Here is a 17,339-nt window from a genome sequence, read left to right as displayed (position 1 = left end):
GCGCCGCGACATGGTTTGCCTGACGGTGGCTAAGCGAGTGTAATACGGGTCCACCGTTTGCGGTCCTGCCTACCGCCGTATGTGACCTTTTTGAACTCGCAAGAATCAATATGTCTGACGCACCCGTTGCCAAAAAGAAGCTGCCGCTGCATGTTCAAATTCTGATCGCGATGGTGATCGGCACGATCATCGGGGTGATGGTGAATCCCGGCGATATCGTTCTTTCTGAAGCGATCACAGCCACCGTCACGGCGGACGACGGCAAGGTTCAGTTTGTCGAGGCGCTTTCCAGCGACCCAACTCAAACGCTGTATTCAGAAACGTTCGCTGATCGAAAAGCGTTCGTCGACAGTTATCCCCGTCTGGCAGAAAAACTCGCCGACGACGAAACGGAAACCATCGAAGTCACCAACGCGCGAGCACGCTTTGTCTACAGCATGAACGACGTGCTGATCACCTGGCAGAGAACTCATTCCGGCGTACCGGCGGTCAGTAATATTTCGGAGGCGTCTGTCAGCAAGCTGCCTTCCTATTGGCGGTCACTCGCGGAAAAGCATCCGCCGGGCCTGGCAGGCAGCATCACCACGCTCGCCAAGAGTCTGGGCGATTTGTTTCTGCGACTGCTGAAAATGGTGACGGTGCCTCTGATTCTGACGTCGCTGATTACCGGCGTCACGGGGCTGGGCAGTCAGGGAAATTTCGGACGCATGTTCCGGAAGACCATCACCTATTATGTTGCCACCAGCATCCTGGCAATTTCGACCGGGCTGCTGTTGGTGAATCTGATCAAACCCGGCGTGGGAGCCATCCTGCCCGGCGGCGGGAAGGCTTTGGAGCCCGCGGATCAGTCGCTGACGGAGATCATTTATCAGCAGTTGAACCGGATGATCCCCACCAATCCGTTTGCCGCGTTCGCGGGGGGCGAGTTTCTATCCATCATCTCGTTCGCCATTCTGACTGGTATGTTTATCAACTTTGTTGGTGGCGAACATGGACGTCAGTTGAAGAACTTCTTCGAAGCGGCATTCGCCGTGATGATGAAAATGACGGCGTGGATTATCAGTCTGGCACCGATCGGCGTGGCCGCGTTTATGGTGTACGCCACTGCAACTCAGGGCCTAAGCGTGTTTCAGACGCTGGCCTGGTACATGCTGACCGTGTTCCTGGCGTTGTTGTTTCATGCCGCGGTAATACTGCCGATCATCATTAAGTTCTTCGGGAAACGCAGTCCGCTGGAATACGCGCGGCACATGAGTCCCGCGTTGTTGACCGCGTTTTCGACGGCATCTTCCAACGCCACGTTGCCGCTGACAATGAGCTGCGTGGAAAAGCGAGCCGGCATTTCAAACGAAACCAGTTCCTTTGTGTTGCCGCTGGGAGCAACGATTAACATGGACGGAACCGCGCTGTACGAAGTTGTTGCCGTCCTGTTTATTGCGCAGGCCACACCCGGTTTCGACTTATCGGTCGCTCAGCAAATCACCATCGCCTTCACCGCACTGATCGCCAGTGTCGGAGCGGCCGGGATCCCTCACGCTGGACTGGTGATGATGGCCATTGTACTGCAGGCCGTGGGGCTGCCCCTGGAATCGCAGGGCATCATCATCGCTGTGGACCGAATTCTGGACATGTGCCGCACGTCCGTCAACGTGTGGAGTGACAGTTGCGGTTGTGCGGTCGTCAGCCAAAGCGAAGCGTCATAACTGCAACGCGGTTACCGTGAGCTGGAATCCGTCATTCCATTAGCGACTGTACAAACGGATTGATGTCGTCTTTGTAGGTAAACGCTTCTTCTTCGCCATCCTGCAGCAGAGTATCGTCGAAGCGTTTGGCCAGCTTGCCGTCTTTGCCATAGACCAGCACGGCCGGAATTGAATTCATCTTCAATTGGTCGAACACTTCAATCGCGTCCACGGTACTCATGATGTTGCGGAATTCCGCCTTGCGAGACTGCAGAAACTCTTCGACGCGCGGGCGATAGTAGGACGGTGGTTTGGATTTGATGCCTGCATAGTCCAGATTGAAACTCATGCACACAATGTCATCGCCGTACTTTTCATGCAGCTCAACAAGGTGAGGGAACTCGGTCATGCACGGCAGGCACGATGTGGACCAAAGGTCGACCACAACAACTTTGCCTTTTTGAGCGGCGACATATTCCTCGACGTCTGACCATTCACCTTCGGTCAGTTCGATGGTCGAACTCGGCTGATCTGCTGCTGGCTCCGTCGCCGCCGGTTCAGTTGCCTGCGGCTTTTCCAGGTTTGAATCCGCAGCGACCTCTGATGCTGGCGTGGTTGATTCTGCCGTTTCGTTGCTGCACCCGGCGATTCCAACCCAGGCGAAGCTGGCGGTGAGAACCATTGACGTGTGAAGAAACTTGCCCATTATTCGGCCTTGTTGTTGTGATTGACTGGGAAATATCAGCGACGACAGCCGCGACTGACTTCGACCATCTTAAGGATTCTGACCGATCCGGCCACCGATCCCTGCGAGCAAGCCATTCCCAACACCAACCGCCGTCGGTACGTACCAACCGACCACCGGGAGGACCGCCGGCGCCTCCGCTTCCACCCAGCTCATCCGCCTACCACGCCAATCGGCCGGCGGGGTCGCCCTCGCCTATTGGTTCATGCGGAGAATGGTTTGTCGTTGCATGAAGACGATCATCTGCTGACCATTGTCCGGATCGGGATTCACGCCGACGATCTTCCAGCCACGCCGTCCGAAATCGCCGAGGGTACTGCCAAGGAACAGGTCTTTTTTGGCATCTTTTTCGAGGTAGACGGTGCGATATTCCATTTGCGGCGGAATCATGGCGTCGAAGAGAAGTCGAGTGAACAATTCGGCCGACCAGATTGTCAGGATCAGCAGGAATAGTTGTTTGTAACTCATGGCTTTCTGGTCCGGCATGTTAAGCACCAGGGAGAACGTGGAGGAGCACCGCTTTCGAGGGGTTTTACGGCATCTGTGGTTTCCTGAGAATACAACTGTGCTTGACGGAGGGGCGTTAGACGCGAATCCGCCTAAACTCGCAGGTTTGAGAGTCTCAGCAGCCGTCGTTGCTTTTCTAACTTACCAGTCGGCCACAATTTGCAAGCAAGCGGCCTTCGCATAGACTCCGCGCTCGCTTCATCTAAGCAAACTTCTGAACGCTGAAAACTGAACACCGAAAATTCTTCTGCAATGCCTCGCTACGACTTCAAACGCATCGAAACCCGCTGGCAGGAATTCTGGGAACAGAATGACACCTTCAAAGCCGAACCACCGTCCAGCGGCAAAGACAAAATGTACGTGCTGGACATGTTTCCGTATCCGTCCGGCAGCGGTTTGCATGTGGGGCATCCGGAAGGCTACACGGCTACCGACATCGTTTGTCGTCATGCTCGGATGAACGGCAAAAATGTGCTGCATCCCATGGGCTGGGATAGCTTCGGTCTTCCGGCTGAAGAGCACGCCGTGAAGACGGGCACTCATCCTCGCGAAACGACTGAAAAGAACATTGCCACGTTCAAGCGTCAGTTGAAGATGCTGGGCTTCAGCTACGACTGGTCGCGAGAACTGGCCACCACCGATCCGGATTATTACCGGTGGACTCAGTGGATCTTCCTGCAACTGTTCGACACATGGTACGACGCAGAACACACGTGGACCGGCGTCGACGGCAAACAACGCACGGGCAAAGGCCGGCCGATTGCCGAACTGCCGATTCCTGATGACGTGAAGGCCGCAGGCGAAGAAGCCGTGCGGCGCTATCAGGACAAGCATCGGCTGGCGTACATCAGCGACGCACCGGTCAACTGGTGTCCGGCGTTGGGAACTGTGCTGGCCAACGAAGAAATCATCGACGGCAAAAGCGAACGCGGTGCGCATCCGGTGGAACGAGTCGCTTTGAAGCAGTGGATGCTGAGAATCACCGCTTACGCCGATCGCCTGGCTGAAGAACTTGAAGAGTTGGATTGGCCCGAAAGCATCAAGCTACTGCAACGCAACTGGATTGGAAGAAGCACCGGTGCGGAGGTCGATTTTTATATTGGGCCTGCCGGTTCAGGATCGTCAAACGTTGATTTTGATGACTGGAAAGCAGCTCGCACCACGAAGGGCTTTCCCACTGAACCCGGTGACGATGTGCTGCGAGTTTATACGACTCGCCCCGACACACTGTACGGTGCCACGTATATGGTCATCGCTCCGGAACACCCGTTCGTCGATCGTTTGACGACTGATGAACAGCGCGACGCGGTCAAAGAGTATTGCCGCAAAGCGACTCTCAAGAGCGACCTCGACCGCACCGAACTGGCCAAAGAAAAAACGGGCGTCTTCACGGGTTCGCATGCGATTAACCCCGTCAACGGCGAACGCATTCCTGTATGGGTCGCGGACTACGTGCTGATCAGTTACGGCACCGGAGCCATCATGGCGGTTCCGGCACATGATGATCGGGATATGGAGTTTGCGAAGGCTTTCAAGCTACCAATTCTTGCGGTTGTGATGGCCACTGATGTTTGGCTAAAAGAAAACTTCCCCGATTCTCTCCGCAAGGTAACCGTAAATGCCAGTTGGAAAGAAATTGTCGACGCGTGCGGGCTAAGGGACTCGATGCCTATTGAGCAACTGGAATCGCAACGAGATGAAATAACCGCACTCTTCCGCGAAATAAGCGAAGATCCTTCCACGCTTTCACCCGTGTACCAGAAGGCGTACGCCGAATCTCCGGTGGTCTACGGAACCGCCTTCACCGGCAAAGGCACAGCCATTAATTCCGGCGACTTCAACGGCACGCCCACCGACGACTTCAAATCTCAAATCTCCGATTGGTTGACTGAAAACGGCCTCGGCAAAGCCGCCGTCAATTACAAGCTGCGAGACTGGTTGTTCAGTCGTCAACGCTACTGGGGCGAGCCATTCCCGATCTGGCACGAACTTGACGCCGATGGCAAACCGACCGGCCTGATGCGCACCGAACCTGTCGAATCGCTGCCGGTCCCGCATCCTCACATGGAAGACTTCAAGCCGACGGGAACTCCGGACCCGATGCTGGCCAAAGCGACTGACGAATGGCTGTACAAGACGGACAGTGATGGCACGAAGCTGAAACGAGAAACCAACAGCATGCCTCAGTGGGCCGGAAGCTGCTGGTACTTTCTGCGCTTCTGCGACAACAAGAACAGCGACGCGTTTTTGGATCCGGAACTCGAAAAATACTGGATGCCCGTCGACCTGTACATCGGCGGGGCTGAACACGCGGTGCTGCATCTGCTGTATTCACGCTTCTGGCACAAAATGCTGTTCGACCGTGGTCATGTGAGCATGGTTGAGCCGTTTCAGAAGCTGGTGAACCAGGGCATGATTCTGGGGGAAGCCGATCCGGAAACGGGAAAAGCCGAAAAGATGTCCAAGTCACGTGGCAACGTGATCAACCCCGACGACGTCGTCCGCGAATACGGGGCCGACGCTTTGCGGCTGTACGAAATGTTTATGGGGCCCCTGGAACAAGTGAAGCCGTGGAGTATGTCCGGCGTCGAAGGTGTGTACCGGTTCCTCGGTCGCGTCTGGCGGATGATCATCGATGATCGAGCCGAAGAGGTTGTTCTGCACGAATCAGTGAACGACAGCGAACCGACCGACGAACAGCTGCGAGTTCTGCACAAGACGATCAAAGCGGTTAGCGAAGACATCGATAAGCTGAGTTTCAACACGGCGATCAGCCGAATGATGGAATTCACCAATTTCATGTCTCACGAATCCAGCCGCCCAAAATCTGCGCTGCAGGAATTTGTGAAACTGCTTAGCCCTTTTGCACCGCACTTAAGTGAAGAACTTTGGAACGTGCTGGGCAATTCCGACACGTTGGCATACGCTTCATGGCCGACCTTTGATGAAGCTTTGCTGGTCGAAGATACCGTCGAAATTCCGATTCAGTTCAAAGGCAAACTGAAAGCCAAAATCCATGTGCCGAACGGTTTGGACGCGGCAGCTCTACAGGCCGCCGCTGAAGCGGATCCGGCTGTGCAAAAGCAACTGGAAGGCAAGACGATCATCAAAGTCATCTCCGTACCCGGACGAATGGTGAACTTCGTGGTAAGGTAGAACGTTGCCTCCCACAAGCCGCGACTCTTCGTCGTTTAACCCGCAGCCGAAGGCGCAGGCGGGCGCTCACCGGCTCGCCATTGCGCAGGCAGCTCACGCAGTCCGATACGTTGATCGTCTACTGCATCGACGGCCTCATCACCGAACCACCTCCAGAGCCCCGCCTGCGCCTTCGGCTGCGGGTTAAACGAGGTCAGTGGTACGTGATCCATCCGGGGTCGAGGCCTTGAAACGGCGTGACGAAGGACCAGTGCTGGCGTGGCTTGCCTTCCTTTTCCGGATTCTCTTCGACATATCGAATGGCGGCTTCAATCGCTGATTCACTGTCGAGGTACACCTTCCATTGATGTTTCGCCCACATGTGTGGTGGCCGTTCATTCGGACGAACGCGGTGGGCCAGCGGATGCCGTTGATCTTTGATGAGTTGCGTCGTCGCGGCTCCTTTCAGCAGGTTTACGATCTGTTCAACTTTGTACGTGTGCCGAGCAATCACTATGTGAGTGTGTTCGGGGAGTATTGCACACGCCCACACCGAGTAACCGCTCTTCGCGATCTGAGTTGCGAATCCCTTCGAAACCGACAACGCCTGCTCCCCGGTCAGCTCCACCGGAGGATGCCGCAGTGTCTTCCGAGCCGCCTCGCGCTGGGCAATCTCAACTCGGGATAGCTCGGTTGTTGGCCGTCGATCGATGGACTGGTTTGTTCGGCCGAACTTCGCGAGTTCCCATTCACCCACAAAATCCGACCACGAACCCCGTGGGTCATTCGGTAACCAGAACCCGTAACACGGCATGATGACGTGGTAACCATGAATCATCTGACAACACCCCAACATCAAAGCCAGAAGCCCAAAGTCTACAGCCCATCAACATAAGAACAACTTCGTTTAACCCGCAGCCGAAGGCGCACGTGGGGCTCACCGGCTTGCCACTGCGCAGGCAGCTCACGCAGTCCACTACGGCGGTGCTCTTGCTGCATCGAGAGCCGCATCACCGAACCACCTCCAGAGCGTACGCCTGCGCCTTCGGCTGCGGGTTAAACGAGGTTATGGCTGCCGCAACACCACGCCCACTCCCATGCCGCCGCCGACGCATAGGGATGCCAAACCCGAACGGATTTTGCCGCTCGCGATTTGGTGCGTTAGGTGCGCGGCAAGGCGAGCACCGCTTGCGCCGATGGGGTGTCCGAGTGCGATTGCTCCGCCGTGGGGATTGATATCTTCCGGCGTAAGCTTCAGTTCCTTCAGGCAGGCCAGTGTTTGAGCCGCAAAGGCTTCGTTGATTTCGATTGCATCGAAATCGTTGACGTTGCAGTCTTCAGCCGCACACAACTGGCGGATGGCGTGGACAGGGCCGAGGCCCATTTCGGCGGGATCGCAGCCGACGGTTGACGTCGAACTAACAACCGCCATCACTGGCCAGCCGTTTTCATCGGCGACAGATCGGCGTGCCACCACTAGCATGGCGGCTCCATCATTGATGCCCGAAGCATTGCCCGCCGTGATCGTGCCTTCTTCGTCGAAGGCCGGTCGCAGGTCGGCCAGCTGTTCGGCGGTGGTGTCTGATCGAGGGTGCTCGTCTGCAGACAATTTCGGCAGCGCCACCAGTTCGTCTGCGAAGACGTTGTTGGCATGTGCGGCGGTGTAACGCTGCTGCGATGCCGCCGCGAATTCGTCCTGTTCCTGGCGAGAGATATCGAACTTTTTTGCGAGCTGTTCTGCGCCTGTTGCCATGTGCTGACCGTCGAAGGCGTCCAGCAGTCCGTCTTTCAAAATGGTGTCCACAAGTTTTCCGTCGCCCAGCTTAATTCCAGTGCGCGAACGCGGCAGTACGTGCGGGGCGTTGGTCATCGATTCGGTGCCGCCACACAGAATCACATTTGCATCGCCCGCTCGAATCGCCTGAGCTGCCAGCACCAGTGACTGCAAGCCCGATCCGCACATCATGTTGACGGTAAACGCCGGTACAGACAGCGGAAGGCCCAGCTTCACGCCAATCTGCCGAGCGACGTTCATGCCCAGCCCGGCGCTCAGAACATTGCCAACAATGACTTGATCGAATCTGGCTTTCGGCAAGTCACCGATCGCCGCTTCCGCCGCATGCACGGCCAGATCGACCGCGCTTAGCTTCGACAACGAACCTAGAAAGCGGCCGATAGGAGTCCGCTTGGCTCCGACAATGCAAACATCATTTGTCACTGAAGAGTTCCGATCGGATTAACGTCACGTTGTTGATGATTGGCCGGAAGTTCATCACGTCCAGCACTTGAGTCTGTAGATCAATGCCGGGCGCGACTTCGATCAGTTCCAGGCCATCCGCCGTCAAACGAAAGACAGCTCGTTCGGTCACGATCAGCACCTTGTGGCCAGCGGCGCGAGCCACCTTGCCGCTGAAGGAAACCTGTTCGACCGCGTCCACAAATTTGCGGTGATTACCTTCGCGTGTAATGACCAACTTGCCATTGTCGACGATCGTTTCCAGGCCGCCAGTGGTGAACGTGCCGCAAAAGACGACTCGGCGAGCGTTTTGCGAGATGTTGACGAAGCCACCGATGCCCGCCAGTAATCGACCGAACTTCGACACGTTGACGTTGCCCGCTTTGTCGATTTGAGCGACCCCCAAAGCGGCGAAATCCAGTCCACCGCCATCGTAAAAGTCAAACTGCGCCGGCTGGTCGACGATGGCTTGAGGGAACGCGGACGCTCCAAAACTTAAGCCACCGGCCGGCGTGCCGCCAATCGGACCGCTTTCGACCGTTAGTACAACATCACTGAGCAAATCGCGTTCGGCGGCGATCTGTGCGATGCCTTCCGGCATACCGATACCAAGGTTGGCAATATCGCCCGGTCGCAATTCATCACACGCTCGCGCGGCGATGATCCGTCGAGCACTCATCGGCATCCGCAGTAACGAATCGCCACTGGCGACCGTTGTGCTGGCGGAAACGTAAGCGCTGTTCATGGCTTCGCCGAACGTTTGATCGTGTTCGCCTTCGTTGGCCACGACGATTCGATCGACCAGAATGCCCGGCACGGCAACCTGGTGCGGCGGCAACGGCGAATCTCGCAGACGTTTCACCTGAGCCAGCACAATGCCGCCGCTGTTTTTGGCGGCCTGAGCGATCGGAAGGACTTCTCCGATGATGACCTCGTCGGCCATAGAAAGGTTGCCGGACGAATCCGCCTCGGTCGCTCGAATCAGCCCCACATGAATCGGAAACGACTTGTAGAACAGCCACGTTTTCTGCTGCAGTTCGACGCGTTCAACCAACGGTTCCGTCGTCAGTGCATTTAGCTGTCCGCCATCGTGAAGCGGATCAACGAACGTGCCAAGTCCCACATGAGTCACGCAACCTGGACGACCGGCAGCGATGTCTCGCAGCAGATGGCAAATGACACCCTGCGGAAAGTTGTACGCTTCGATTTTGTTTTCCAGAGCCAGCCGCCCCATGCCCGGCGCCAGTCCCCAGTGCCCGCCGATGACTCGTTTAATCAGCCCTTCGTGAGCAATGTGGTTCAGTCCGCGCGACTTGCCGTCACCCTGCCCGGCGGCGTACACCAGCGTCAGATTCTGCGGCAACGCTTCAGACATAAACCGTCGTTCGATGGCGGCGGTCAGCGCTTCGGGATGGGCTGCTCCCACAAAGCCGCCGCATACAACGGTGGAACCGCTGGCAATCATAGCCACGGCTTCATCGGCGGTGCACAGTTTCTGACTTCGGTCAAACGTCGCCGTCATCCCAGCCATCCGCCATTGACGTGAATGGTCTGCCCGGTGATGTAGTCGGCCAGCGGGCTGCACAGAAACAGGATCGCGTTGGAAATTTCTTCCGGCGTGCCAAAGCGATTTAACGGGATCTGCTTCAGCATTTCGTCGCGAGCCGCCTCAGGAATCGATTCGCCCATTTCTGTCAGTACAACACCAGGAGCCACGGCGTTCACCGTAATCCGACGGCTCGCCAGTTCCTTGCTAAGCGCCTTCGTAAAACCGACGACGCCCGCCTTGGCGGAGGAATAATTTGTCTGTCCGAAGAAGCCCGTGAACCCGGAAATCGAAGCCATGCTGACGATACGTCCGCCGTCAGAAAGTCGCGGTGCCGCCTCTTTGCAGACTCGAAACACGCCGGACAGATTTGTATCGATGACGGAATCCCATTCGTCGTCCGACATTTTCTTGAAGGATCGATCACGCAGAATTGCGGCGTTGTTGATGACGATGTCCAGCGACCCGAATTCTTCCACAACCCGGTCGAACATCCCGCCAATCGATTCTCGACTGCGTACATCACCTTCAACCGCGATGGCTCGCGCCCCCAATTGCAGGGCCGTTTCTTCGGCTCGTTGCTGGTTGATTCCTTCGCTATCGTGGAAGTAGCAGACGGCAACGTTGGCACCGGCTTTGTGCAGCGTTTCCGCTGTCTGCTTGCCAAGTCCCTGTCCTCCGCCTGTGACGACGGCTGTTTTTGATTTCAGATCGATCGGTATCATGCGTGGAGGATATCGAGATCCGAAAAAAGTTCGAGCGAACCCGCCGCTACTTAGCACTCACCTGCCAGCCCATGGCCCATTGAAGCTGGAACTGAGCTTCGTTGAAGGCGATGACGGCATCCAGATACGCCAGCTGAGCAGCCTCGAGTGCCTTCACTGACTGCAGCACTTCGATCGGTAAGCCAGCTCCTTCGCGAATGCGGCTGAGGTTGTGATCGTACGATTCCAATGCTGACTGGATCGATGCCTGAGTCACCATCATGCGTTCTCGCCGATGAACGACCTGCGATTGCGCGGTTGAAATCTCATGGGCGACATCGTCCATTTGTTTGACTTTGCGGAACATTGCCTGCTGTACCTGAGCTTCCGTGCGGCGCCGTGCTGATCGTTCGCCGAAGCCGAGGTTGCGGACTTCCCATGTCATCATGGCGTCGAAATCGTAGCGGTCGTTAACATCGCCGATTCCATTGCCCGTGCCGCCGCCGAAGCCGCCGGCACTCAGTCCCAGCAGAACGCTTGGCACGAACGGCCCGTACTTCTGCCGCTGATAACGGTCACACGCCGCCGCGACCAAAGCCTGCAGCTCTTTTAGCTCGGGGCGTTGACCCAACCCGGATGCGATTAAGCTGGCGGTGTCTGCGTCGGCAGAAACAAGTTCGATCGGCACGACGGTCGGATCCATCGGAACAATTTTCTGTCCGCCGTCCGCGCTAATTGCGTACGACAGTTCGGCCGATGCGACTTCGATGTTCTCCTTCGCCGATGAAATTCTGCCGTCGATCAGCAAGGATTCTGTTCTCATGCGATCGGCATCCGCCTGCAAACCCTGGCCAGCGGCTGCAAAGTCTTCCGTGATTTTCGAAAGTCGTGTCGTGCGGTCGCGAATCTGTTCCAGAATGCGAAGCCGCTGATGCGCATGTAGCAGCTTCGTGTACGCCAAAGCCAAGTCGCGCAGTTGCCGATTAACGACCGCCTTTTCTGCATGACTTGACGCCCACGCTGTCTTGCGGGCGATGTCTGGCTGAAAGATTGCATCCGCGAGGTGAAACTGAGCTCGCAGGCCAGGCTGTGGAGTCGTGCCTGCTCCCACCGCACCGGCACCGAATCCGTATTGAAACGAATTTCGATTCACGTCCACGATGTCGCCGTTGCTGGCTTGGTAATTTCCGTCGTGACGATGAAAACTAAAGCCGGCCTGCAGGCTGGGCAGCCAAAGCACCTCGGCCTGTTCAAGGTTCGCGTACGCTTCCTGCACTTTCCATTGAGCGAACCCAACCGCCGGGTGATCGCCGCCCACCATCGCGAGGGCACTCGGCAGATTCAGCGGGCGGGTGTTGGCGGGAAGGATGGTGTCGGGCAGCAGGTGCTGCTCCGAGGCGACGTCCGAATTCGTCGACTGATCTGCGGTGGTCGTCACGCCATTTTCGTCGGTGTCAGACGGCCAATTTACGAGAGTAACGGGCTGAACACTGTCGGAGTCAGCCGCAAGGCTTGCCACAGTGGCGCTCTTAACGTCGCTGGCCGCAGGTGCCGTGTCACGCTGGTTGTCGCGATTGGCCAGGCTGTCGCGCACGCTGCTGCAGCCGCTCAGCACGAGCAACCCGCATAAGAACCATCTGTCAAACTTCAGCGACGGCATAGAACCTCCTTGTTCTCTGCGATAGCGATCCCGTGAACGCCGTTTTCGTAGTGCCAATGGCGGATTCATCGGCTGTCCGGGATGTGTCAGATTTGCTCATGCAAGGGTTGTTTCCGCCGGAAGCGATTGTCCCGTTGATTGAACCAGTTGTGACCTTCAGACGCATCCCACCGACAGATCCGGTTGCAACAGCCGTGACTTCTGTAATCTACTGGTGGCGCTATCTGAAGTTCTGTCTTATCGCCGTGACGGCTGGTACTCTGCACGCCGCAAAGTCTTTCCAATCCGCAAAGGTTCTCACGATGAGACGCTTCAGGCCCGACCGCAAGCTTCGCAAATTCTCCGGCAGTGGCATTCGTCAGAATGCTGGATCTGTAGCGAGATCCACTACGCGGTTTGCCATTCTGCTGAGTGGCCTCGTGCTTCTGGCCTCAGGCTGTTCGCGGAATTCTGCCGCCGAACGCGATGCGGAATCGAAGGACAAGTTGTCGCAACCTGTCGCCGTGAAAACGGTCGCCGTCACGCAGCAGGACGTGCAGGCTTCCACCGTTCAACCGGCGACCGTGCTTCCGTTCTATGAAGCGGCGATTCGTGCCAAGGTGCACGGCTATGTGAAGGACGTGAAAGTGGACATCGGCGACGTCGTCGAGCAAGGCGCGACACTCGCGGTCATCGACGTACCTGAAAGTTTGACGCAGCGACAACAAGCGGTCGCTCGCCTTCAGCAACAGAAGGCTGAAATCGAACGAGCCAACGCAGGCATTCAACTCGCAGAGGCGAACGTGGCATCGGCTGAGGCGTTGGCGGAGGAAGCGCGATCGAAGATGCAGCAAGTGGAAGCTTCTCTGGCTGCGGCACAGTCTGAATTCGGCCGGACGGAGGATTTGGTCAAGCGAGGTTCAATGCAGCCGCGCGTGCTGGACGAAGTTCGCGAACGCCGTGATTCTGCCGCCGCCGGTAAATCGGCCGTCACGGCTGCTATCGGATCGGCCGACGCCTCGGTGAACGTGGCCAAGGCCGAGTTGGCGGCGGCGAAGGCTGACGCGAAAGCAGCGGAGGCGAAAATCAGAATTCAGGAAGCGGAACTCGCTGAGATCGACGAACTCATCGGCTTCGCGACGCTGAAATCCCCTTTCGCCGGAGTCATCACCGCACGAAACGTTTCGCCCGGAAATCTTGTCAGCGAACGCAGCACGGGCGAGCCGCTGTTTATTGTCAGCCAGATGCACAAGGTGCGAATTCATATTCCGGTTCCGGAAAACGAAGCGGCGCATGTTGAACGAGGGGATTCCATTAGCGTGCGGTTTCCATCCTTTGCGGCCGAAGAAGCCATGACCGTCGAAGTGTCGCGGCTGACAGGGCGGCTCGATCCGAGCACGCGAACGATGCTTGTCGAAGCGGAGGTTGCCAACGACGACCGTAAGCTGATTCCTGGAATGTTCGGGCATGCCACCATTTCGCTTTCCACTGCTACGCCGTCCAACGTTTTGCCCGCGCGAGCCGTCCGGTTTTCGGAAGATGGCGCGGCGTATGTCTACGTGGTGAAGAGCGGCGAGGTTTCGGTGGTGCCTGTGACAACCGGCGAAGACGACGGCCACAACATTCAAATTGTGTCCGGACTGGAAACCGGGCAGACGGTTCTTGACGCTCACCTGCAGCGTTTTCGTGATGGCCAGGAAGTACGGGTGCTGAAGTAACATGAGCCTGATCAACTTTTCACTGAAGAATCGATTTGCCGTGCTGGGCGCGACCATCGCGCTGTGTCTGTTGGGCGCGGCGGTGATCCCCGGCATCACGATCGACATTCTGCCCGACTTTAAACAGCCGGTCGTGGTCAGCTTCTTTTCCTACCCTGGACTGCCGACCATGGACATGGAAAAGTCGGTTAGTTCCCGTGTTGAACGCGCTCTTACCCTGGCCGGCAAGATTGAGCACCAGGAATCGCGCACCGTTCCTGGAGCGGCCGTGATCAAGATCTTCTTTCAGGCCGGCGCGGATCCGGGTTCGGCGATGAACGACATCGTGAATCTTGAAGCGAGCGACATGTTTCATTTGCCGCCCGGCATCGAGTGGCCATTCACGCTCCGCAGCGAACCTTCCAATCTGCCTGTTGTGTTGGCGGCGATTTCCGGCGAAGGGCTTAGCGAATCTGAACTGTACAGCATTGGCTACTACGCGGTGCGAAACAAAATGGGCGGGCTTAAAGGAGTTCAGATTCCTCACCCGTTTGGCGGACGGTTTCGTCAAATGATGATCTACGTCGATCCTGCCAAACTGCAGGCTCACCACGTCAGCGCGAAGGATGTTGTGGATGCCGTGACGAAATCAAACCTGGTACTCGCTGGCGGTACAGCTCGGATCGGCGGCACCGACTACCAGGTCCATCCGAAGAACACACTGCCAACGATCGAGGAAATCGGCGAGATCCCGGTCACAGTGCGCGACGGAAATCCGGTCTTCGTGCGCGACGTTGGCCGAGTCGTCGACGATGCGGCTTTGCAATACAACATCGTGCGTGTGGATGGAAAACGCAGCGTGTACTGCCCGCTGCTGCGTGAACCGGGCGAAAACACAATTGCCGTGGTTGATCGCATCTACGAAGGCATCGCCACAGAAATTCCAAAGATGAAGCAGCGTGGCGACATCCCCGAAGAAACGGAAGTGACGCTGGTTTCTGATCAGTCGGACTACATTCGTCGAGCGATGGCGAACTTGTACAACCAGGTCGGCCTTGGCGCGGTTTTGGTGGCTGTTGTGGTGCTCGTTTTTCTACGCCGATTTCTGCCGACGCTGATTATCGTGTCGACGATCGTGCTCGCGATTTTGATCGGCGGGCTGGGCTTCGCGTTCACCGGACAGACCATCAACGTGATGACACTCGGCGGTATCGCACTGGCGATCGGCACCGTCGTCGACGCGGGGATTGTTGTCGTCGAAAACATCATCCGGCATCAACGCATGGGCAAGTCACCGATGGTTGCGGCCGTTGAGGGAACTCAGGAAGTGTCCGGAGCGATCCTTGCCGGAACCGTGACGACGCTGGCCGTGTTCCTGCCCGCTGTCTTTTTAACGGGCATGATCAAATATCTGTTCGCTCCACTTTCTCTGGCGGCGACGTTCACGATCGGCGCCTCGTATGTGCTCGCGCTGACCGTCATCCCCGCCTTCTGCGCGACATTTGTTCGTGAGAAAGTCCAGCAGGGGGTGACGGCGGACAACGCGGCTGAGAGTGCGACGCCGAAGGGCATTTACGGAAACCTGCTGAACGTTGCTTTGAAGGTCCCGGCGCTGACAGCGCTGCTGATCATCGGCTGTGTTGGCGCATCGTTTGTGTTGTGGCCTCTGGTCGGCACAGAACTGTTTCCGGATGTTGACGCAGGCACGTTCGAACTTCGTGTTAAGACAATTCCGGGCACTGACCTGTTGGAAACCGAAAAGCTGGTCGCTTCCATTGAAGACACGATCAAAGAAGTGATTCCGGAAGACGAAATCGACACGCTGATCGCCAACATCGGTCTGCCTGTGGGCAAAGGAGCCGGCTTTTCAACGGTCCTGAGCTCGAATTCCGGACCGGATACGGCATACCTGATCGTCAATCTTAAACAGGAAGGCCGTCAGACAGCGACGAAGACTTACATTTCGAAATTGCGTGAGAAGCTTGCGGAAGACTATCCGTTGGATCAGTTCGTCTTCGTTTCCGGCGGCATCGTCAACATGGCGTTGAATCAGGGCGTGCCCACGCCGATCAGCGTACAGATCGCAGCAGGCACGCTTCCTCAATGCCGCGACAATGCGGAACGAGTTGTCGAAGCAATCCGACAAATTCCCGGCACTGAAGATGTGCAGATCGCTCAGGCTTTGGACTACCCGCAATTCGACGTGCAGGTGAATCGCACGCGAGCCAAATATCTCGGCCTTGATCAGGATGAGGTGGCTCAGACAGTGCTGACGGCTTTGGGATCGAGCGTGGGCTATTCACCGACAATTTGGGTCGACCCGAAGTCGGGCGTGGACTTTTTTATGGGCGTGCAATACGAAGACAACAAACTCGAATCACTGGACGACATTCGCAACATTCCGATTTCTCTGACGACGAAGAGCGGTCCGGTTACGATTCCGCTGTCGAATATTGCCACCGTCAAGCGAGTGAACATTCCGGGTGAGATTGCTCATTACAACATCGGTCGAGTGAATGACGTACACGTGAATGTGTCGGGCCGCGATGTGGGATCGGTGGCGGCTGACGTGCAGGCAGTGCTGGCCGACATGGAATTCGACAACGGAGTGTCCGCGAGGATTCGTGGGCCGGTGGAAACGATGAACGAAGGTATGAACCTTCTGGGAGCAGGCCTGATGGTCGCCGGGGTTCTGGTGTACCTTGTGCTGATGGCTCAGTTTCGGTCGTTCGTCGATCCTCTGATCATCATGCTGGCAGTGCCGCTGGGACTGGGCGGTGTGTTGGTTGTGCTGTATGCCACCGACACGTACGTCAACATTCAGTCGCTGATGGGTACGCTGATGATGATCGGCGTGGTGGTCAATAATTCAATCCTGCTGGTCGAATTCGCAAACCGCCGTCGAGCAGAAGGGCTGAATGCTCGCGACGCCGCGTTGTCAGCAGCTCAGGTGCGTCTGCGACCAATCCTGATGACGTCACTGACGCTGATCGCGTCCATGCTTCCGCTGGCGATCCAGTTTGCGCCCGGCAACGAAGCCATGATTCCGCTGGCCCGAGCGCTCCTCGGCGGAATGATTGCATCGACCGTGTTGACGCTGGTACTGGTGCCTTGCGTGTATTCGCTCGTGCATCGGAACAATGCGCCACATCGCCCAGCGTAGTTTAGCGGCGAAGCCAGCGGATCGTTTAACCCGTAGCCGAAGGCGCAGGCGTCCGCTGATCGGCGTCGGTGAGTGTTCCGCTTCCGCTGCGACCCAGCCGTCCACAGCAACGCCTGCGCCTCCGGCTACGGGCTAAACGACTCGTATTAAACTCGAGATCCTGAGTCGAAAATCATGCCCGGCAGGACCTGCTGTAGTTGCCGCTTGCCGAGTGGCGTCTGCTCGCCGTCCGTGAGTGCTCGGCAATGCATCTCGCCCACCCGCGTCCCTGTCTTTTTTTCGGAC

At 57.1% G+C, this 17,339-nt stretch carries 11 protein-coding genes; 4 read left to right on the top strand and 7 right to left on the bottom strand.

Features of this window, described 5'->3' with window-relative positions; all coding sequences use genetic code 11:
* The first annotated feature begins 110 nt into the window (after positions 1 to 110).
* Positions 111 to 1,703, top strand: coding sequence for a dicarboxylate/amino acid:cation symporter (locus Fuma_RS16490; protein ID WP_077025093.1), 1,593 nt, complete (start codon positions 111 to 113; stop codon positions 1,701 to 1,703).
* Between the two features lie 31 nt (positions 1,704 to 1,734).
* Here the strand turns inward: Fuma_RS16490 and Fuma_RS16485 are convergent, their stop codons facing one another.
* Complete coding sequence (locus tag Fuma_RS16485; RefSeq protein ID WP_077025092.1) at positions 1,735 to 2,388, bottom strand: TlpA family protein disulfide reductase; 654 nt, start codon at positions 2,386 to 2,388, stop codon at positions 1,735 to 1,737.
* A gap of 234 nt (positions 2,389 to 2,622) precedes the next feature.
* The gene (locus Fuma_RS16480) at positions 2,623 to 2,913 is read right to left on the bottom strand and encodes a hypothetical protein (RefSeq protein ID WP_077025091.1); all 291 of its coding nucleotides are present in this window, start codon (positions 2,911 to 2,913) and stop codon (positions 2,623 to 2,625) included.
* Positions 2,914 to 3,186: 273 nt separating this feature from the next.
* Here Fuma_RS16480 and Fuma_RS36240 point away from each other — a divergent pair, with 273 nt between their 5' ends.
* Positions 3,187 to 6,090 (top strand): leucine--tRNA ligase, encoded by a 2,904-nt coding sequence (locus Fuma_RS36240; RefSeq protein ID WP_077025090.1) that lies wholly within the window; start codon positions 3,187 to 3,189, stop codon positions 6,088 to 6,090.
* 193 nt (positions 6,091 to 6,283) lie between these two features.
* Here Fuma_RS36240 and Fuma_RS16470 read toward each other — a convergent pair whose 3' ends face one another.
* The 5 genes from Fuma_RS16470 to Fuma_RS16450 form a co-directional block, all read right to left on the bottom strand.
* Positions 6,284 to 6,907, bottom strand: coding sequence for a transposase (locus Fuma_RS16470; protein ID WP_077025089.1), 624 nt, complete (start codon positions 6,905 to 6,907; stop codon positions 6,284 to 6,286).
* A gap of 228 nt (positions 6,908 to 7,135) precedes the next feature.
* On the bottom strand, positions 7,136 to 8,287 hold the full coding sequence (locus tag Fuma_RS16465; RefSeq protein ID WP_077025088.1) for an acetyl-CoA C-acyltransferase: 1,152 nt from the start codon (positions 8,285 to 8,287) through the stop codon (positions 7,136 to 7,138).
* Positions 8,277 to 9,827, bottom strand: coding sequence for an acyl CoA:acetate/3-ketoacid CoA transferase (locus Fuma_RS16460; RefSeq protein ID WP_077025087.1), 1,551 nt, complete (start codon positions 9,825 to 9,827; stop codon positions 8,277 to 8,279). Before Fuma_RS16460 ends, Fuma_RS16465 begins: the two co-directional genes overlap by 11 nt.
* Positions 9,824 to 10,576: a 3-oxoacyl-ACP reductase FabG gene (gene fabG, locus Fuma_RS16455; protein ID WP_077025086.1), complete on the bottom strand. Its 753-nt coding sequence runs from the start codon at positions 10,574 to 10,576 to the stop codon at positions 9,824 to 9,826. Before fabG ends, Fuma_RS16460 begins: the two co-directional genes overlap by 4 nt.
* Before the next feature lie 46 nt (positions 10,577 to 10,622).
* Positions 10,623 to 12,215 carry a TolC family protein gene (locus Fuma_RS16450; protein ID WP_218922462.1) on the bottom strand — a complete coding sequence of 531 codons (1,593 nt, stop codon included), beginning with the start codon at positions 12,213 to 12,215 and terminating at the stop codon, positions 10,623 to 10,625.
* A 32-nt stretch (positions 12,216 to 12,247) separates the two neighbouring features.
* Here Fuma_RS16450 and Fuma_RS16445 point away from each other — a divergent pair, with 32 nt between their 5' ends.
* Complete coding sequence (locus Fuma_RS16445) at positions 12,248 to 13,912, top strand: efflux RND transporter periplasmic adaptor subunit (protein ID WP_218922461.1); 1,665 nt, start codon at positions 12,248 to 12,250, stop codon at positions 13,910 to 13,912.
* A 1-nt stretch (position 13,913) separates the two neighbouring features.
* The gene (locus tag Fuma_RS16440) at positions 13,914 to 17,054 is read left to right on the top strand and encodes an efflux RND transporter permease subunit (protein ID WP_077025084.1); all 3,141 of its coding nucleotides are present in this window, start codon (positions 13,914 to 13,916) and stop codon (positions 17,052 to 17,054) included.
* Positions 17,055 to 17,339: the final 285 nt, after the last annotated feature.

The sequence above is a fragment of the Fuerstiella marisgermanici genome, from assembly GCF_001983935.1.
GTDB lineage: Bacteria > Planctomycetota > Planctomycetia > Planctomycetales > Planctomycetaceae > Fuerstiella > Fuerstiella marisgermanici.
The sequence above is the reverse complement of the archived record's forward strand: the minus strand, read 5'-3'. Positions and strand labels throughout refer to the sequence as shown.